This window comes from Streptomyces omiyaensis (genome assembly GCF_014650895.1).
GTDB classification, from domain to species: domain Bacteria; phylum Actinomycetota; class Actinomycetes; order Streptomycetales; family Streptomycetaceae; genus Streptomyces; species Streptomyces omiyaensis.
This window is the reverse complement of the sequence record NZ_BMVV01000017.1, coordinates 72052-90626: the sequence shown is the minus strand read 5'-3', so window position 1 is coordinate 90626 and position 18575 is coordinate 72052. Positions and strand designations below refer to the sequence as shown.

The window sequence follows — 18575 nt, the reverse complement described above, 5'->3', positions numbered from 1 at the left end:
CCTCACCTGCACGCTCCGAAGCGCCTCCACCACGTCCTCCAATTCGAACGGTCTTGGTATCCAAGGGAATTCACGTACGCGGACCGGTCCGGTCCGCCGATCGGTCAGGCCTTCTCCGCGGCGGCCAGGACGCCGAAGTTGCGGCGGGCGATCGACACGGCGAGGTCCTGCACGGCGAAGGCCGTCATGTAGTAGCCGTGCGGCGGGATGCCGGGGTCCAGCGTCAGGGTGAACGTCGTCTCGCCGGTGCCGTCCGGGGCGATCCTGACCTTGCGCAGGTCCGGTGCGATCGTGCAGCCGGCGCGCCCGTAGCTGGCGAAGAAGAGGCCGAGGCGCAGGATGCCGGGGCGGGCGTCGCGCACGGCGACCCGCACCTCGTTGGTGCTGCCCTGTTCGGCGCCGTCCTCGGCGTGGACGAGCAGCGACGGGGAGTCGAAGAGCCGGAAGGCGACGTCGCCGCAGCGGGTGCAGACGACGCCCTCGAAGTCGAGCGCGGTGGGGACGAGGGCGCGCCGGCTGTAGCGCTCGGCGGGCCGGCCGCACTGGCAGCGCACGTGGCTGACGTCGGACATGTCGATCCGGCTGCGCTCGGCGAAGTAGGCGAAGCAGTTGCTGAGTTCGGTCTCCGGGTCCTTGGTGAACTGGGTGGCGATCGTCACGTCCAGCGACTGCAGGTCGTCCATCAGGCCGCGCAGGACCGGGGTGCGGTCCTGGTGGACCGCGAGGTCGCGCCGGGAGACCTGGCTCTCGACCTTGACGGCGAGCTTGTTCAGGCGGGGGCGGAGCGGGTGGTTGGGGGCCAGCACCCCGCCGGCCAGGTAGGCGGTGAGGCGGGCGGAGGCGGTGAGGAGCAGCGGTTCCGGCTCGACGGCGGGCAGTTCGGGCGCGGGTCCCGTGTCCTCGCCGGTGCCGAACTGGACGTAGGCGGGGTACGGCTCCGAGGTGCCGATGCTCGCGTTGAGCGCCTCGGCCGAGGAGGCTCCCGTCAGGGCGGCCTCGGTCCAGACGAGGTTCTCCGGGCGGGCGGAGGCGTGGACGGTGATGGCGCCGACGACGCTCTTGGCGGTCCCGTCGATCGCGTTGAGCATCAGCTGGTACTTCGGGTCGAAGACGGCGGCGTCGGAGAAGGGGGCGTTGTTGCAGGAGCTCAGCACCACCTCGGCGGCGCGGACGTCCCTGAGCTGGATCAGCTTGTCCACGGGCTTGTAGCAGGTGGAGGTGGCGCAGATCGGGGCGACCAGGGACGGGTCGCGTCCGACGGTCTCGTTCAGGCCGCAGACGGTGTACTCGGCGAGGTTGATCGAGTCGTCCTTGCCGTGGCCCTGGAGCATCAGCCGCCGCCAGCGGGTGCCGAGGATCTCGGACCTGACGTCCGTGTTGCCCACCTCGACCTCGTTGCGCAGGTGGATGCCGTCGCGGGTGAGGCCGCGGTCGACGCCGGTGAAGAGCCCGAGCTCGTGGACGTCCGGGGCGGGCACGGCGTACTGCTTGGCGGTGAACCAGGCGAGGGAGGCGGCGTCGCGGCCGGTGAGGAAGGACAGCCGCACCTCCGGCCGGCGCGAGGCGGCGCGGATCAGCGGCCAGATCAGGTCGACCGTGAAGTGCTCGTAGAGGCCGGCGACCAGGAGGGTGTACGGCTCGGGGCGGCCGTCGTCCCGCGGGGCGAGCCGGTCGAGCAGGGCGGGGGCCAGCTCCTCCTGGTCGAGCCAGGTGAGGGCGCAGGGCGCGATCAGCGCGTGCAGTCCGGCCGGCAGGGACTCGGGCCTGAGCACGACGCCGTAGGTGCGGGCGGCCGGGCGGGCCACCTCCCCGTAGAGGGTGGCCGCGCGCTCGGCGGAGGCGGCCAGGTCGGCCCGTCCGCCGGTCCACACCGGGACGGGGGCGGGCGCGTCCGCGGCGAGGAACGCGTCGACGGCGGCGGCGTACGAACCCGCGTCGTCGAGGACCGAGAACGGCGAGCGCGTCAAGGTTGCCGTCCCGACGCCGGGACCGTGGGGTTCGGACTGCATGAGGTGGTGCTCCTTCGGGGAAGTCGGGGGTCTCTGGGCTGTGCGGAGGGTCCGGGGGCGGCGCGCCCCGGCGTGCACGGCGCGCCGGGGCGGGCCACTGCCGGGGACGGCTACTCGCCCCAGTCCTCCTCGACCTCGGGGGCGAGGGCGAGCACCACGGGGTCGAGCGCGACGGTCTCCAGCTCGCTGCGGCACCCCCCGCACTCCAGGATCTCGTTGAGCCGGACCGAGGCGCCGAGGGTCACCGGCTCCTCGCACTCCGGGCAGGGCAGGGCGGTCGTGGTGGTCACGAGGCGTGTTCCTTTCGGCGGGTTCCTCCCGTGCGGGCCGCGGTGTCGAGGGCGGTGCGGACCGTCCTGACGACCCGCTCCGCGGTGAGGTCGTAGTGCGCGACGAGGTGTTCCTGGTGGCCGACCTCGGTGACGAAGGTGTCGGGCACGCCCAGCCGCACCACCCGTACCGGCGCGCGCTCGGCCAGCGTCTCGGCCACCGCTCCGCCGAGTCCGCCGCCGCGCCAGTGCTCCTCCAGCGTCACGACGAGGCCGGCCGGGCGGGCCGCGGCGACCAGCGTCTCGGTGTCGAGCGGCCGCAGCGTGTGCATGTTCAGCACGGTGGCCTCGATGCCGTGTCCGGCGAGCGCGTCCGCCGCGGCGAGGCAGGCGAGCACGGGGTACGGGCCGCAGCTCGCGAGGACGACGTCGCCGCCCTCGCGCAGCGTCTGCGCCTGTCCGATGACGGGGGGCGGGCCGGCGGGCAGCGCCGGGGTCGCCTTGCGGCCGAGGCGGACGTAGAGCGGTCCGGGCAGGTCCAGGCTCTGCTCGACGAACGCCTCCGTGGCGGCGGCGTCGGCCGGCACCACCACGGTCATGCCGGGCAGCACCCGCATCACGGCGAGGTCCTCCAGGGCCTGGTGGGTGGGGCCGAGGTGGCCCGCGGCCAGGCCGCCGTGGGTGGCCATGATGCGGACCGGCAGCCGGTTGTAGGCGATGTCGATCTTGATGGCCTCCAGGGCGCGGGAGGTGGCGAAGGCGGCCATCGTGTTGACGAACGGGACCCGTCCGCAGGCCGCCATGCCGGCGGCCACGCCCATCAGGTTCTGCTCGGCGATGCCGAGGTTGAGGTACTGCTCGCCGGCGGCCGCCGCGTGGTCCGCGCCGAACAGTCCGGTGTCGGAGTCCAGGCACATCAGCTCGGGGTGGCGGGCCAGCAGCGGAAGGAGGGCGTCCCGGTACGCCTCGCGGGTCGCGCGGCTCATCCCAGGTCCTCCGTGGCTCGCAGTGCGTTCAGCGCCCGCGAGTGGTTGCGGGGCGAGAGGGTGACGTAGTGGCTCGCCGGGCGGCCGGCGAGGAAGGGCACGCCGTGGCCCTTGACCGTGCGGGCGAGCAGCACGCTCGGCTTGCCCGGCTCCCACGGCGCGCCGTCGAGGTGCTCGGCGAGCAGCGCCGGGTCGTGGCCGTCCACCTCGCGCACCGCCCATCCGAAGCTGCGCCAGCGGTCGGCCAGCGGCTCCATGGGCGCGATGCCCTGGGTCGGTCCGGTCAGCTGGAGGCCGTTGCAGTCCACGACGGCGACCAGCCGGTCGAGGCGCAGACTGGCGGCCGCGATCGCGGCCTCCCACACCGAGCCCTCCTGCAGTTCGCCGTCGCCGAGCAGGACGAAGCTGCGCGCCGGGCTCTGCGCGTGGCGGGCGGCCAGCGCGAAGCCGCAGGCCAGGGCGAGCCCGTGGCCGAGCGAGCCGGTCGGCAGCTCCACGCCGGGCACCGCGCGGACCGGGTGGCCCATCAGCCGGCTGCCGGGGCGGCCGAAGTCGGCGAGCTCCTCGACCGGGAAGTAGCCGCGCTCGGCCAGGGTCGCGTAGAGCGCGACGGCGGCGTGGCCCTTGCTGAGCAGGAAGCGGTCGCGGTGCGGGTCGTCCGGCCGGGCCGGGTCCACGTCGAGGACGGAGAAGTACAGGGCGGTGAGCACGTCGGTGCAGGAGAGGCCGCCGCCGAGGTGGCCGCCCTCGGGCCCGGCGCACATGTCGACCACGTGCCGGCGGATGCGGGCGGCGACGGCGTCGAGCGTCCCGAGCGCGTCCCGTTCGAGGAGCTGGGTCCCGGTCATGACGCCGCCTTCGCGAGCGTGGCCACCATGTCCCTGTTGGCCCACACCTTCTCGAAGGCGTCGGCGTACAGCGAGAGCAGTTCGCCCGCGCCGGGGTTGAGGTGGCGCTTCTGGAGGGTCAGCGAGTCCGCGATGACCTCGCGGGTCACCGGGTAGTCCTCGCCCCGGACGGTGCCGGGCGCGCCGGTCACGGCCCACGGGTGGCCCGAGCCGAAGCCGAGGCGGTCGACGAAGACCTTCTGGTCGGGCAGCGGCATCAGCTGGTACTGCGACATCGGGACGCCCTCGGCGCGCAGCAGCCGGCGCAGGGCCGAGCGCAGCGCCTGCGGGCCCACGCCGTCCAGGCCGAACGCGACCGGGTCGAAGCGGAAGCGCAGGATGTGCCAGACGTGGGTGGTGTCGGGGAGCGCGGTGGGCACCCGGAGGCCGGGCAGCTCCGCGAGCCGGGCGAGGAAGTCGGTGACGTTCCGCTGCCGGCGCTCCTCGTACCCGTCGAAGCGGGCGAGCTGCGCGGAGGTGAAGGCGGCCTGGAGGGCGTTCATCTTGTGGTTCCAGCCGAGGCCGTACGAGACGTAGTCGCGGTCGCGGCCGGCCTCGATCACCTCGCCGAACTGCCGGCCCCGGCGCATCGCCTCGGCCAGTTCGCCGCTGCCGGTCACGAGCAGGCCGCCCTCGCCGCAGGTCGGGATGTTCTTGCTGACCTGGAGGCTGAAGGAGCCGGCGTCGCCGATCCCGCCGACCGGGCGGCCGCGGTGGGTCGCCCCGGGGGCCTGTGCGGCGTCCTCGACCACCACGAGGTCGTGCTTGCGGGCGATCGCCATGATGCGGTCCATGTCCGCGGGCGCGCCGTGCAGGTGGACGGGGATGATCGCGCGGGTCCTGGGCGTGATCCGCCGCTCGATGTCGTCCGGGTCGATGTTGAAGGTGACCGGGTCGATGTCGGCGAAGACCGGGACCGCCATCTGGTGCACCGGCGCGAGCCCGGTGGCGATGAAGCTGAGCGCGGGCACGATCACCTCGTCCCCGGGGCCGACGCCGAGCGCGGACAGCGCCAGGGACAGCGCGGCGGTGCCGTTGGACACCGCGACGCACTGCGCGAAGCCGAAGCGGCGGGCCCACTCGTGCTCCAGGTCGGAGACCGGGTTCACGCCGTCGGTGTCGGACACCAGGCGGGCGCCGTCGAGGGCGTCGAGGACGGCCTTGCGGTCCTCGTCCTCGATCAGGGGCCACTGCACATGACGTCGGTCTTTCGGCACGGCCGGCGTACCGCCGAGCGCTGCCAGCTTGCTGCTCACTCTTCACTCCGGGAGGTCACGAGGGTCGATGCGGACACGATCAGAGCCGGGCCGCCACGGCGCCGACGGCGTCGACCGCGCGGGCGTAGGCGCCGCGCAGCAGGGTGGTGTGGTGCGCGATGTCGAGGGCGGCCGCGCGCGGGTCGTCGAGGCCGTGCGCGCCGGTGAAGCGCAGTCCGGTCCAGGCGTGCGCCACGGTCTCGACCGCGCGGCCCGCTCCGGCCAGCGCCGGGTCGCGCCACTCGCCGCCGCAGCGGCGCAGCAGTTCGCCGTGGAGCGAGGCCTGCGCCTGCATGGCCCAGCCGAAGGGGTAGAGCTCGCGCAGCGCGCCGGCGTCGCCCGCACGGCACCGTTCGAGGAGTTCCGCGGCGAAGCGGTCGAAGCCCGCGAGGCCGGTGCGGGCCGGGCCCGCGGTGGTGAAGTGCTCGCCGTTGGAGCGGAGGAAGCCGCCGAGCAGTTCGGGCGTGAGGGGGGCGGGGACGGCGTCCAGCCGCACGTCGAGGCAGCGCCGGCCGATCCGGGAGTCGCTGAAGAAGGCGTCCTGGACGTCGGTCGGGTTCTCCGAGTTCCAGCTGCGCAGGAACTGCTCGATCGGGACCGCGCCGCGGAAGGCCGGCGGCATCGCGTCGGAGACGTGGACGACGCCGCGGGTCTCGTCGAGGCCGTAGATCACCACCTGGTGCGCGGCGTGCACGTCCCCGTAGGCGGGCCGGAACGGCAGGTGGAAGTTGTCGACGGCCGCGATGACCGGCCGGTCCTCGGCGAGCGAGGCGCGCACCTCGCTCCAGACGTCCTCCTCGTCGGCCGGCCGCCACCAGCGCGCGCTCAGCGCGTGGTGCGGCGCCAGCACGGTGCCGAGGTCGACCGTCCCGGACGCGTCGGGCGGGCACGGGTAGTAGAACTCCTCGTGCCGGACGTCGCCCGGCAGGTGCAGGAACCGCCAGCCCGAGCCGAGGACGGCGAGGGGGTCGGCGCCCTGGCGTGCCAGCACCGCACCGGTGGTGGCCTGGAGGCAGCTGATGAGGTCGCGGTACCACAGCTCGGGTTCCGGACCGCTGATCGTGTAGGTGCGCGCGGTCGTTTCGACGGTCATGTCAGAGCTCCGTCCGCTGGAGGGTGACGGCGAAGATGTGCATCGCGACGTTGCGCGGGAGCAGGATGCCGGTGAGGTCGGCCCTCCGGGTCACGGCCACCCGCTGCGCCCACATCACCGCGGGGATGCCCCGCTGCACGTGGTGCGGGTAGTGCATGGCCAGGCTCTCGAAGGCCTTGACCTCGCCGAACCACGCCGGGGCGGCCCAGAAGTCGGAGACCCGCAGCGGCTCGGCGTCGACCGAGCCGTCCGCGAAGGTCAGGTCGACGGTGTCCTCGGAGCGCCGCTCGGACGCGGCCAGGACGTGGATCCAGTCGTAGCGGTCCCGGGGGACCTTGATGAACTGGCCGGCGCAGCGGATGTTGTCGGACCCCTCGCAGACCGGCGGGAACTCGAAGGGGACCCCGTCCACGTGGACGAGGCTCCCGCCCGCCGGCAGGTATTCCGCCGCGAACGAGTTCCGCCACACATTGAATGCCCCTGCTCCGGTCTCCGCCGCCGAGGATATCGCCGCGTTATTGCGATGCTCGGAAATATCGATCCGATCGAACAGAAACCTTGTGGCTGAGGACGTCGAGATCCCCGTCAAGTGCCCCACCTCGCTGGAACGGAATGTACGACTCGAACGTAGTCTGCTGATTCGTGCTCATCGTCCGCATGGCGATTACCCTGCCCATCCGAATGCGGATGCGGCGTACGCGCCGGGTAAGCAGGCGGACGGGCCCGCCGGACGTCACGGGCGGAGTGCGGCGGCGCGCAGCTTCTCGTAGTAGGGCTGGTGGTGGTCGCGGAAGGCGCTCAGCACCGGGTCCGCCGCCACCTTCAGGGCGCCGTCGGTCCTGCCGCGGGCGAAGCCGGAGGTCTCGCTGGTCGCCCGGTGCCACCGGTCGGTCGACCGCCACTCGGCGCGCATGCCCGGCTGCCAGCTCAGCGCCTCGGGGAGGAAGGGGATGCCCACCGCCTCGCAGTAGGCCCGCACGGTCTCGGCGGGGCGGTCGAGCAGGTCGTCGGAGTCGATGACGACCGGCGTGGTGCCGGTGACGGCCTGCACGGCGGCGAAGATCTCGTACAGCCGGGCGAAGCCGATCTCGTCCCGGCCCAGCTCCGGGTTGAGCGCGTGGTGCGAGGCGATCGCCTCGGCCGGGTCGCGGATGATGAAGGTGTGGGTCGCGGCGGCGAGGAAGTCCTCGTCGGCGAGGAGCGCCGGGTAGGGGAAGTCCGTGGTGTCCTTGAAGAACACCGGCTGACGGGCCGCCATGGCGCGCAGGTGGGCGAGCACGTCCCGCTCGTCGTGCGCGACGTGGTCGCCGACCTCGACCTCGCCGAAGTCGACCACCCGGGAGAGCGGCTCGTGCACGACGGCGTGGTCGCCCCGCTCCGTCATCATCCGCGCGAACGCGGTCGACCGGCAGCGCGGCGCGCTCCACAGGGCGAGCACCGGAATCCGTTCCGACGTTCTCTCCACGACTTCCCCCTCTGTGCCTCGCGGCGGCCGATGATTTCCGCCGTGTTCTCGAATGCGGTCAAGAATGGCACGGCGCCGGTCCGGGCCGGGTAATCAGAATTCGCAATCACGACGGCCCGGCTCCCTGCGATGCGTCCTTGCGATTCCATTCGGCGCGGACGCGCGGGCCGGCCCCGCCCTCTTATTTTTTTCCTCCACGCGGCGGGCCCGGCCCGCCGTCCGGTCCAGCAGTGGTGCTTCATACGGAGGTCACGTGTCAGCAACGCCCGAGCGCCCAGACGCCCGCAGGATCGCCGTGCTCGCCAGCAGGATCGGCGCTGACGAGAAGCGGCTGTTCGACGCCTTCGAGCGGCGTGGTGTCCCCTACGAGCACCTCGACCCGCGGCGGCAGTGGTTCCCCGCCGAGCGGCGCGAGCTGCCCTGGGGCCTCGCGCTGAACCGGGAGATCGGCCAGACGCGCGCGGCGTACGCGGCCCGCTGCCTCGCCGCGGCGGGGGTCGACGTGGTCAACAGCGTGTCCGCGACCGAGGTGTGCGGCGACAAGTGGCTCACCACCCAGGCCCTGACGGCGGCCCGCGTCCCGACGCCACGGACCGCGCTCGCCCTCACCCCGCAGGCCGCCCTGGACGCCCTGGACTCCCTCGGCTACCCGGCGGTGCTCAAGCCGCTGGTCGGCTCGTGGGGCCGGCTGGTGGTCCAGCTCCCCGACCGCGTCGCGGCGGAGGGCGTCCTGGAGTACGCCGGCGCGCTGGCCGGACCGCAGTCGCACCTCGCGTACGTGCAGGAGCTGGTCGACAAGCCGGACCGGGACATCCGCGTGATCGTGATCGGCGGACAGGTGGCCGGCGCGATCTACCGGACCGGCGAGGCCCTGCGCACCAACGTGGCGCTCGGCGGCCGGACGCTGCCCTGCGAGGTGACGCCCGAGATCGAGAAGCTCGCCCTCGAAGCGGCCGTCGCCGTCGGCGCGGACATCGCCGGCGTCGACCTCATCGAGGACCGCGACGGCCGTCTGCTGGTCCTGGAGGTCAACCACCGGGTGGAGTTCTCCGGTTTCCAGTCCGTCCTCGGCGACCGGGTCAGCGTCGCGGACCGCATCCTCGACCACCTGCTGGAACGGAGTCAGCGATGAACTGGCCCTTCACCCCCTCGGGCAGAGTCACCGAGACGTACGCCGCCGGACTGCTGCGCACGATGCTGGAGACCTCCTCCCCCTCGTACCACGAGCGCGAACTGGCCGACTTCCTCGTCGAGGCGATGACGGGCCTGGGCTTCGCCGCGCACATCGACGACGTGGGCAACGCGATCGGCGTGATCGAGCGCGGCGACGGCCCGACCCTGATGCTGCTCGGGCACATGGACACCGTCCCGGGCCACGTCCCGGTCCGCTCCGAGGACGGCCGGCTCTACGGCCGGGGCGCGGTGGACGCGAAGGGACCGCTGGCCGCGATGATCTGCGCCGCGGCCGGCGCGGTGGACTTCCCCGGCAGGATCGTGGTGATCGGCGTCGTCGAGGAGGAGACCCCCTCCTCGCGGGGCGCGATGGCGATCCGGGCCCGCCACGAGCGACCGGACGCCCTGATCATCGGCGAGCCGAGCGGCTGGTCGAGCGTGGTGCTCGGCTACAAGGGCAAGCTCGACCTGCGCTACACCGTCAAGTGCGCCGCCACCCACCCGAGCAACCCGGTGCCGAAGGCGTCCGAACTGGCCGTCTCCTGCTGGAACGCACTGCTCGACCTGCTCGGCCCGGACGCGAGCCACGCCGTCTTCGACCGGCCGGGCCCCACGCTGTGCCGGCTCAACGCCGACCTGACCTCCGCCTCGATGGACCTCAGCATCCGCACCCCTCCCGGCTTCGACGACGAGAAGCTGGTGCGCGAGCTGCGCGAGCGGCTGGCCGAGGGCGAGCTCAAGGTGCTGAACGCGGTGTCGGCCTGCCGGGTGGGCCGGGCCGACCCGGTGGTACGCGCCCTGGTCACCGGCATCCGCCGGCTGCACGCCCAGCCGCGGCTCGTGCTGAAGACGGCCACCTCGGACATGAACACCCTCGCCGAGGTGTGGGACGTCCCCATGGCCACCTACGGCCCGGGCGACAGCAGCCTCGACCACGCCGACGACGAGCACATCGTCCTCGCGGACTACCTGCGCGGCATCGACGTCCTGACCATCGCCATCGCGGAGCTGGCCCACCTGCCCGGGCGCACCGGCGACCTGGTGGGCGCCGCGCCGCCGCCGCTGAGGAGCATCAAGTGACCGACATGACCCAGCGCCTCGCCGCGCTGCCCGAGGAGCGCCGCGCGCGCTTCCTGGAGCGGGTGCGGCGGCAGGCGGCGGCGGAGCCCGGCCTGGCCCCGCGCGGGCACACGGGCCCGGCCCCCCTCTCGCCCGCGCAGGAGTCGCTCCGCTTCCTCGACCGCGCCGCCGCGCCCGGCGGCGGCCCCGCCGGCGGCACGCCCCTGCTGCTGCGCCTGCGGGGCGAGCTCGACCGGGACGCGCTGCACGCGGCGCTGGCCTCGCTGGCGGCCGGGCACGAGGCGCTGCGGACCACGCTCGTGGAGCACGAGGACGGCCCGGTCCAGGTGGTCGCGCCCGGGGTCCCGGTGCGGCTTCCGCTGGTCGAGGCCGACGGCGGGGACCACGCGCAGCGGCTCCGCGCCGCCCGGGAGCTGGTCGCGCGGCGCGCCCGCGAGCCGTTCGACCCGGCCGGCACCCCGGCCTGGCGCGCGCTGCTGGTGCGCGTGGCGGCCGACGACCACCTGTTCCTGCTCGACGTCCCCCCGGTCCACTGCGGCCCGGAGTCGCACGGCCTCCTGCTCCGCGACCTCGCCGGGCACTACGGGGCGGCCCGTACGGGCGACGCCGCCGGCCTCCCCGAACCCGCCGTGCACTACCCGGACTTCGCGCTGTGGGAGCACGAGCGGCGCGGCGCCGACGACCTGGAACGGCTCACCGCCCACTGGCGCGAGCGGCTGGCCGGCGCCGAGGCGCTGGAGTTCCCGTCCGACCGGCCCCGCGGCGAGACCCGGGGCACCGAGGGCGACGCCCGCCGCTTCGCGGTCGGACACCGGGCCCTGGAGCGCGCGGCGGAGCTGGCCCGGCAGGAGGGCGCGGCCACGGCCGACGTGCTCACCGCCGCGTTCCTCACGCTGCTGCACCGGTACTGCGGCGTGGACGACCTGGTGATCGGCTCGCCGGCCGCCGACCGGCCCCACCCCGCCCTGGCCTCGACCGTCGGGCTCTTCACCGCGCCGCGGGTGCTGCGCGCCGACCTCTCCGGCGACCCGGACTTCCGCGCCCTGGTCCGGCGGGTCGCCCGCGAGTCGGCCGAGGCGTCGGCCCACGGCGGCCTGCCGTTCGACCGGCTCGTCGAGGCGGTCGAACCGGTCTCCGACCCCTCGCGCCCGCCGGTCTACCCGGTCGAGTTCGAAGTGCGGCGGGAGGAGGCCGCCGTCGCCCTGCCGGGTCTCGTCACCTCGGTGGAGCTGCTCCGGGCGGGCGCCCCGCGCACCGACATGAGCTGGACCCTGACCTGCCCGTCCGGGGCCGGCGCCGACGGCGTCCTGGACATCGTCTTCGACGGCGGTCTGTTCGACGCCGAGAGCGTCGCCCGCTTCGCCGGGCACTACGACGGCCTGCTGCACTCCCTGACCGCCGCCCCGGACGCCCCGCTGTCGGCCGCCGAGCTGCTCGGCCCGGCCGACCTGGCGTTCCTGGCCGAGGTCGGCGGCGGACCGGTGCGGCCCGTCCGCGAGTCCACCGTCGTGCGGGAGTTCGAGGCCCGCGTCGAGGAGGCCCCGGACGGCACGGCGGTCGTCGTCGACGACGCCGCGACCTCCTACGCCGAGCTGAACCTCCGGGCGAACCGGCTCGCCGCCCTGCTGCGCGGACGCGGCGTCGGCCGGGGCGACCGGGTCGGTCTGTGCCTGCGCAGGAACGCGGACCTGCCGGCCTCGATCCTCGCGGTCCTCAAGACCGGCGCGGCCTACGTGCCGCTCGACCCGTCGAGTCCCGCCGGGCGGGTCGCGGAGATCGCCGCCGACGCGGAGGTGCGGCTGGTGGTCGCCCACGCCGAGGCCGGCCGGGCCGTGCGCGGGGTCGGCGCGCCCGTCGTGGTGCTGGACGAGGTCCGCGCCGAACTGGCGGAGCTGCCCGGCCACAACCCGCCGCTCGCGGCCCGGCCCGGCGACGTCGCGTACGTCATCTACACCTCCGGCAGCACCGGCAAGCCGAAGGGCGTGCTCCTCGAACACCGCGGCGTGGTGAACTTCATCGACTCCACCCGGGAGCTGTTCGAGCTGACGCCGGCCGACCGGGTGCTCGGCTTCGCCTCGGCGACCTTCGACGTCTCCGTCTTCGAGACCTTCTCCGCCCTGCTGACCGGGGCACGGCTGTACGTGGCGACCGACGAGGAGCGGCTCTCCGTCGACCGGCTCCAGTCCCTGATGGAGCGGCACGGCATCACCGTCATCGACCTGCCCCCGACCGTCATGCCGCTGCTGGCCCCGGAGCGGTTCGACGCGCTGCGGATCGCCTTCGTGGGCGGCGAGAGCTTCAGCGGCGAGCTGGTGAACCGGTGGAACCCCGGGCGCCGGCTGTTCAACGGCTACGGGCCGACCGAGTGCACGGTGACCATGATCGTCGAGGAGTGCCCGGGCAGCTGGGAGAGCTCGCCGCCGATCGGCCTGCCGATGGCCAACCACGTGGCGCACGTGCTCGACCGCGAGCTGCGCCCGGTGCCGGTCGGGGTGCCGGGCGAACTGGTGATCGGCGGTGCCGGACTGGCCCGCGGCTACCTCGGCCGGGACGAGCTGACCGCGCAGAAGTTCATCGCCGACCCCTTCGGCACCGCGCCCGGCGGCCGGCTGTACCGGACCGGCGACCTGGTGAAGCGGCTGCCCGACGGCCGCCTCGTCTTCCTCGGCCGGATCGACCAGCAGGTCAAGATCCGCGGCCTGCGGATCGAGCTGGGCGAGGTGGAGTCGGCGCTGACCGGCTTCGACGGCATCGGCCCGGTCTCCGTGGTCGCCTGGACCGACGACCACGGGGCGAAGCACCTGGTGGGCTACCTCACCGGGGTGACCGGGCAGCAGGTGCCGGCGGTGCGCGAGCACCTGGGCGCGCTCCTGCCCGCGTACATGATCCCGTCCTACTTCGTGGTCCTCGACGAGCTGCCGGTCACCTCCAGCGGCAAGGTCGACCGGCGCAGGCTGCCCGCGCCGGACCCGGGCCGCGCGGGCGGGGAACGGGGCGACCGGCGCCCGCCCACCGCGACCGAACGCCGGCTGCTGCGCGAGGTCCTGGCCCCGCTGCTGGGCGAGGACCGGGTCGGCGTGCACGACGACTTCTTCCTGGCCGGCGGCAACAGCCTCCAGGCGGTCCAGCTGATGTCGGCGATCAAGCGCCGGTTCGGGGTGGAGATCGCGCTCGGCGACTTCTTCGCCTCGCCCACCGTCGCCCACCTGGCCGCCACCGTCGACGCCCGCCGCGCCGTCCGCCGGGACACCGGCCGGACACCGGTGCCGATGCGCGCGTCGGGCCCGGCGCAGGTGATCCTCATGCACCCCTCGGGAGGTGCGCTGTTCTGCTACGTACCGCTGCTCAGGGCGCTGCCGGAGTCCGTCTCGGTCACCGGTTTCGCCGCCGATCCGCAGGACTGCGCCCTGCCTCCGCGAGAGGGCCTCGCGGCGTCCGCCGCCAGGATCGCGCACCGTCTCCTGGAGACCGGGCTGCCGGACGCGTACTGCCTGGCCGGCTGGTCGTACGGCGGGGTGCTCGCCTTCGAGGTCGCCCGGCAGATCGAGGAGAAGACCGGGCAGCGCGCTCCGGTCGTCCTGCTGGACTCCGCCTACGACGAGGACCCCGTCCCGCTCGACGAGGCGACGGTGCGGGAGCGCTTCGTGCACGACCTCGCCAGGCTGACCGGGCGCGCCCCGGAGGAGATCGCGCCGGAGCTCGACGAGGCCGGCGGGGAGGTGGCCGACAGCTACCGGACCTTCCGGTTCTGCGCCCTGGCGATGCAGGAGTACCGCCCGCCGGCCCCGTACGGCGGGCCGGTGACCCTGCTGACCGCCTCGCCGCGGATCGCCATGGAAGAGCAGTGGCGGGCGGTGTGCACCGGCCCCTTCCGGGCCGAGAACGTGCCCGGCGACCACTACACCCTGTTCACGGAGCCGGCGTTGAGCCGGGTCGTCGCGGCGCTCGAAGCGACGCTCCCCAGTTGAGGAGACCACCATGCGGTTCGGATTCACCGAGGACCAGCAGAGGTTCCGGGCGCACGTGCGCGAGGCGCTGCGCTCCCCCGAGGTGCGCGCCGCCGCGGCGGAGGCCACCGGCGCGGACGGCGTCGAGCCGGACGCGCGCCCGCTGTACCGGCTGCTCGGGCGGCTGGGTCTGCTCGCCGTGCACTGGCCGGCCGAGTACGGCGGATCGGGCCGCCCGCCGACGGACGCGGCGATCGTGGCCGAGGAACTGGTGCGGGCCGGCGTGCCGGACACCTTCCACGTCAACACCGTCCAGATCGTCGGCCAGTTCCTGCTGATGGCGGGCACCGAGGAGCAGAAGCTGCGGTACCTGCCGGCGATGGCCCGCGGGGAGAGCTTCGCCTCGGTGCTCTACACCGAGCCGGACGCGGCCTCGGACCTCGGGGCGCTGCGCGCCGTGGCCCGGCCGGAGGGCGACGGCTACCGGATCACCGGGACGAAGGTCTTCAGCCTCAAGACCCGCTTCGTCGACCTCGGGCTGTGCGCGGCCCGGACCACGCCGGGCGCGGGCAAGTACCAGGGGATCAGCCTCTTCCTGGTCGACATGACGGACCCCGGCGTCACGGTGTCGGTGATCCCCGGCATCGGCGACGAGCACTTCCACCGGGTGGACCTCGACGCGGTGCCGGTGCCGGGCGGCGACCTGATCGGGCCGCGCGACGGCGGCTGGCCGCTGCTCAACGAGGCCCTGGCCGTCGAGCGGACCGGCCTCGACTACCACCTCAAGGCCGAGCGCTGGTTCGGCACGGCGCTCGACGCGCTGCTCGACGAAGGCCCCGACGCGGCCCACGAGGAGCACCTGGAGCGGATCGGCCGGTGGCACGGGGCGCTGACGGCCGACCACGTGCTGTGCTGGGAGGTCCTCACCGGTCTCGCCGACGGCCGGGTCGACCAGCTCGCGGCGGCCGTCGCCAAGTACCACAGCAGCGAACTCGCGCAGTCCGTGGCGGCCTGGGCCGTCGGCGTCCCCACCCCCCGGCAGCGGGCCGACCGCACCCCGGAGGCACTGGTCCTCGACTCCGCCCACCGGGAGGCCCCGGGGCTCACGCTGTCGGCGGGGACCTCCGAGGTGATGCTCCAGATCGTGACCGCCGCGTTCGACTCCCTCGGACAGGAAGAGCACTGACATGAACCTGCACCCCGATCCGCTCCTCACCGAAGTGCGCAAGGCCCTGCGCAAGGGCCTGGCCGGCGTCGAGCCCCGCAAGGGCCTGCACGGCGCGCCGGTCACCGACGGGTCCTCCGGCCCGACCCGGCCGGTCCTCGACGCGCTGGACGCGTCCGCCTTCGAGCGCCCGGTCTCCGCCGGCGGCCTCGGTCTCGGTCTCACCGCCGGAGTGCTGGTCGGCGAGGAGCTGGGCCGCGCGGCGCGCGGCAACTCCTACCGCGCCGACGCGCTGGCGGCCGACCTGGGGCACCCGGCGGGCGCGGCCCTGGCCGGGTTCGAGACCCTGCCGGCCGGCGGCCGGGTCGCCGCGGTCCCGGTGGCGGGCGGCTGGGAGCTCACCGGCACGGCCACGGTCGACGACGTCACGGCCGACCGCTTCCTGGTGGCCGCCCGGACCGGCGACGGGTCGGTGCTCCTCACGGTGGGGCGCGGGGCGCCCGGTCTCTCCGTCGAGGACGCCTGCTGGCCGCCGGCCGTCCGCTTCGACCGCACGCCGGTCTCCGTCGGGGAGGTGGCCGGGCCGCTGGACGACGCGCCGGCCGGCCCGCTCTCCCGGGCGCGGCTGCGGCAGGCCGGTTACCTGCTGGGCATCGCCGCGGGCGCGCACCGGACCGCCGTCGAGTACGCGGGGTTCCGGCGCCAGTTCGGCACCCGGCTGCGCGACCTGCCGGCCGTCTCCTTCCCGCTGGCGCGGGCCCTGGTGGAGGTGCGGGCCACGCGGGCCGCGGTCTACCGGGGCGCCTGGCTGGTCGACTCCGAGCCCGGCGCGGTCGGCACCGCGCCGGCCGTGGCGCTGGCGATGGCGGCGGAGACCGCGCGCGACGTGGTGCGGCTGAGCATGCAGACCTGCGGCGTGCGCGCGATGACGCCGGAGCTGGGCCTGCACCGGTACCACCGGCTGGCCGCGGCCGAGTCAGCCCGGTACGGCGATCCGGCCGCCCTGTGGCGGGCGGTCGGCGCGGACCGCGTCCGCGAGGCGCGCCGCAGCCGGGCCGCGGCGGTGTTCCCCGGCTGAGCCGGGCGGCGGGCGGACCGCGGCCGCCGCGCGCCCCGGCCGCTCGGGGCGGGCGGGGCGGGGCGGGCGGCACGAGCGCCGCGGGCGGGGCGGGCGGCACGGCGGACCGGCCGGCTCCGACCGGGCGGCGTGACGTGGCGGATCGGCCGGACCGGAGCGGGCGGCGCGGGCGGTGCGGCGCGGACGGTGCGGCGCGGCGCGGACGGTGCGGTGGATCAGCTGGCTCTGAGGCCGCCGGACGACAGCGCCGGCTCGCCGCCGAACGCCCGCTCCTCCGAGTGGATCAGTCCGGTCCGGTAGGCCAGGGACACGAGCTCGGCGCGGTCGCGGACGCCGAGCTTGGTCCGTACCCGGTAGAGGTGCGTGCGGACGGTCGCCTCGCCGATGATCAGCTCGCTGGCCACTTCCTCGGTGGACATGCCGAGCGCGACCATCCTGGTCACCTCCCGCTCCCGCGGGGTCAGTTCGGTCACCTCCGGGCAGGCCACCGGCTCCTGCGGCTCCGGCTGGGCGCGGAACCAGCTGACGAGCCGCTCCGCGATGCTGGGGGCGAGGAGGGTCTGCCCCGCGGCCGCCGCGTGGATGGCGGCGATCAGCTCCTGGGGGCTGGCGGCCTTGCCGAGCAGACAGCTCGCCCCGGCGTGCAGCACGTCGCTCACCGTCCGGTCGGACGGGGTCGCGGTGAAGACGACGACGTTGGGCGAGTCCTCCTCCTTGCCGAGCCGGCGGATCAGTTCGAGGCCGGAGATGGTCTGGAGTTCCAGATCCGTGACGACGACGTCGGGACGGTTGGTGCGCACCAGCACCATGGCTTCCATGCCGTTGTGGGTGGTGCCGATCACTTCGATCTCCGGCATCGCGTCGAGAAGGGTCTTGAGACCATCCGCGATGACGGGCAGTTGGTCACAGATGAGCACCCTGATGGTCATTGCGTTGCCCTCCGAGGCCTGGGAACGTGCGGGGCTCAGTCGTTGCCGTGGTTGTCGAGCGGCGCCGCGACGACCACGGCCGGCGGCTGGGAGGCCACGGCCTGCTCCTGCGCCGCGGACGCCTGGGGGGCGTGGAGGGCGGTGAGGCAGACCGCCAGCGCACCGACAAGAACCGAGGCGGCGGAGAGGGCGATACGGCGCATGAGAGGTGACTCCTTCGTGGAAGCCGGTTGTTCCGACACCGCCGATGGTCCCGGTCCCTCTTCCCGGTCCGTTCCCCTCTGGGCACCCGCCTGATCCCCGCGGCCCGCCCGGACCTCCCGCACCGCACGAAAGACGCCCGTGACCTCGCGTGGAGCGAGGTCACGGGCGTACGGAGAGGGGGTCGGCGCCCGGCCGGACCGGGGCCGGCGCGGGGGCTCAGCGCTTGAGGGTGAAGGTGAAGTCGCCGGAGAGCTTGCCGCTCAGCCGGACCGACGAGACGAGCTTGCCGTCGTCGATCAGCTTCTCGACCCCGGCCCGCGAGAGGCCGTAGCCCTCGGCGATCAGCCGCGCCGGCCGGACGGGTATGCGCGCCGCGAAGCGGACCGAGACGTCGACGGCCTCGCGGTCCAGGTGGTCCGCCCGGTCCGGTCCGCCGGTGTCGAGGCGCCAGGCGTCCGACCAGTCGAGGTCGATGTGGTTGCGGCGCAGCAGGGCCGCGTCGTGGAGCAGTTCGGCCGCGAGGCTGGGGTCGTTGTCGTGCACCCGGTCCAGCAGCTCGGGACGGACCGACCTCACGTGGACGCGCTCCATGACCACGATCTTCGTGGTGTCCCCGCACCCGGTGCAGAGGGCGAGGAGCCAGATGTCGATGAGCTTGTGGTTCGCGTTGGCGCGGAATTTGCCGGTCGTCCGGAAGGTGCCGGACGCGCATCCGTGGCAACGGCGGCGAATCAGCGGGAGACGGACGGGCTTGACCACCCAGTTCTCGAGGACAGCAGTACTGCTCGACTGGATCTCGGACATTTCACCGCCAGGTACTGGTGAGCGATCGGCACTTCGTCGACCGGGGACCCGGGACGATTCGCGCCGGCGCTCTTGCGCCGGCAAGTACCTGGAAAGTTACGGAGGTTGTGCGTTCCGGCGCGTCCGCGAGCGGTGGAACCGGCACGACACGCGGCGATGACGTCCGGCCGGTCCGCGTACACGCCCCGCTTACGGGACCGCCGCCGGAAGCACCGCCGGACCGCCGGGGG

Annotated in this window: 16 protein-coding genes; 5 read left to right on the top strand and 11 right to left on the bottom strand. The window is 74.3% G+C overall.

All coding sequences use genetic code 11. The features are described 5' to 3' along the window. Positions 1-104 precede the first annotated feature (104 nt). The 8 genes from IE287_RS25495 to IE287_RS25460 all read right to left on the bottom strand — a co-directional run bounded on the left by IE287_RS25495 (position 105) and on the right by IE287_RS25460 (position 7965). Positions 105-2009: a hypothetical protein gene (locus tag IE287_RS25495; RefSeq protein ID WP_189851520.1), complete on the bottom strand. Its 1905-nt coding sequence runs from the start codon at positions 2007-2009 to the stop codon at positions 105-107. A 110-nt stretch (positions 2010-2119) separates the two neighbouring features. Next, positions 2120-2299: a lysine biosynthesis protein LysW gene (locus tag IE287_RS25490; protein WP_229883731.1), complete on the bottom strand. Its 180-nt coding sequence runs from the start codon at positions 2297-2299 to the stop codon at positions 2120-2122. Next, positions 2296-3264 (bottom strand): transketolase family protein, encoded by a 969-nt coding sequence (locus tag IE287_RS25485; RefSeq protein ID WP_189851519.1) that lies wholly within the window; start codon positions 3262-3264, stop codon positions 2296-2298. Before IE287_RS25485 ends, IE287_RS25490 begins: the two co-directional genes overlap by 4 nt. Next, positions 3261-4112 carry a transketolase gene (locus IE287_RS25480; protein WP_189851518.1) on the bottom strand — a complete coding sequence of 284 codons (852 nt, stop codon included), beginning with the start codon at positions 4110-4112 and terminating at the stop codon, positions 3261-3263. The genes IE287_RS25485 and IE287_RS25480 overlap by 4 nt, the downstream gene beginning before the upstream one ends. Further along, positions 4109-5347: a DegT/DnrJ/EryC1/StrS family aminotransferase gene (locus IE287_RS25475; RefSeq protein WP_229883730.1), complete on the bottom strand. Its 1239-nt coding sequence runs from the start codon at positions 5345-5347 to the stop codon at positions 4109-4111. Before IE287_RS25475 ends, IE287_RS25480 begins: the two co-directional genes overlap by 4 nt. A 100-nt stretch (positions 5348-5447) precedes the next feature. After that, positions 5448-6500 (bottom strand): BtrH N-terminal domain-containing protein, encoded by a 1053-nt coding sequence (locus IE287_RS25470; RefSeq protein WP_189851516.1) that lies wholly within the window; start codon positions 6498-6500, stop codon positions 5448-5450. 1 nt (position 6501) lies between these two features. Further along, a complete protein-coding gene (locus IE287_RS25465; RefSeq protein ID WP_189851515.1) occupies positions 6502-7098 on the bottom strand; it encodes a beta-sandwich domain-containing protein in 597 nt (198 codons plus the stop codon). Between the two features lie 135 nt (positions 7099-7233). Beyond that, the gene (locus tag IE287_RS25460; RefSeq protein ID WP_229883728.1) at positions 7234-7965 is read right to left on the bottom strand and encodes a sulfotransferase-like domain-containing protein; all 732 of its coding nucleotides are present in this window, start codon (positions 7963-7965) and stop codon (positions 7234-7236) included. Positions 7966-8218: 253 nt separating this feature from the next. Between IE287_RS25460 and lysX the strand changes: the two genes are divergently transcribed. The 5 genes from lysX to IE287_RS25435 are packed head-to-tail and all read left to right on the top strand — an operon-like array spanning position 8219 to position 16408. Further along, entirely contained in the window at positions 8219-9097 is an 879-nt protein-coding gene (gene lysX, locus IE287_RS25455) for a lysine biosynthesis protein LysX (protein ID WP_229883727.1), read from the top strand. Further along, positions 9094-10218 (top strand): M20/M25/M40 family metallo-hydrolase, encoded by a 1125-nt coding sequence (locus IE287_RS25450; RefSeq protein WP_189851513.1) that lies wholly within the window; start codon positions 9094-9096, stop codon positions 10216-10218. Before lysX ends, IE287_RS25450 begins: the two co-directional genes overlap by 4 nt. 5 nt (positions 10219-10223) lie before the next feature. After that, the gene (locus tag IE287_RS25445) at positions 10224-14186 is read left to right on the top strand and encodes a non-ribosomal peptide synthetase (protein WP_189851591.1); all 3963 of its coding nucleotides are present in this window, start codon (positions 10224-10226) and stop codon (positions 14184-14186) included. A 10-nt stretch (positions 14187-14196) separates the two neighbouring features. After that, positions 14197-15351, top strand: coding sequence for an acyl-CoA dehydrogenase family protein (locus tag IE287_RS25440; RefSeq protein ID WP_189851512.1), 1155 nt, complete (start codon positions 14197-14199; stop codon positions 15349-15351). Position 15352: 1 nt separating this feature from the next. Continuing rightward, positions 15353-16408, top strand: a complete 1056-nt coding sequence (locus tag IE287_RS25435) for an acyl-CoA dehydrogenase family protein (RefSeq protein ID WP_189851511.1) — start codon at positions 15353-15355, stop codon at positions 16406-16408. A 215-nt stretch (positions 16409-16623) separates the two neighbouring features. Here IE287_RS25435 and IE287_RS25430 read toward each other — a convergent pair whose 3' ends face one another. The 3 genes from IE287_RS25430 to IE287_RS25420 form a co-directional block, all read right to left on the bottom strand. After that, positions 16624-17337, bottom strand: a complete 714-nt coding sequence (locus IE287_RS25430) for a response regulator transcription factor (RefSeq protein WP_189851510.1) — start codon at positions 17335-17337, stop codon at positions 16624-16626. 35 nt (positions 17338-17372) lie between these two features. Then, on the bottom strand, positions 17373-17540 hold the full coding sequence (locus IE287_RS25425) for a hypothetical protein (protein ID WP_189851509.1): 168 nt from the start codon (positions 17538-17540) through the stop codon (positions 17373-17375). 217 nt (positions 17541-17757) lie between these two features. Continuing rightward, the gene (locus tag IE287_RS25420; RefSeq protein ID WP_189851508.1) at positions 17758-18345 is read right to left on the bottom strand and encodes a DUF1062 domain-containing protein; all 588 of its coding nucleotides are present in this window, start codon (positions 18343-18345) and stop codon (positions 17758-17760) included. Positions 18346-18575: the final 230 nt, after the last annotated feature.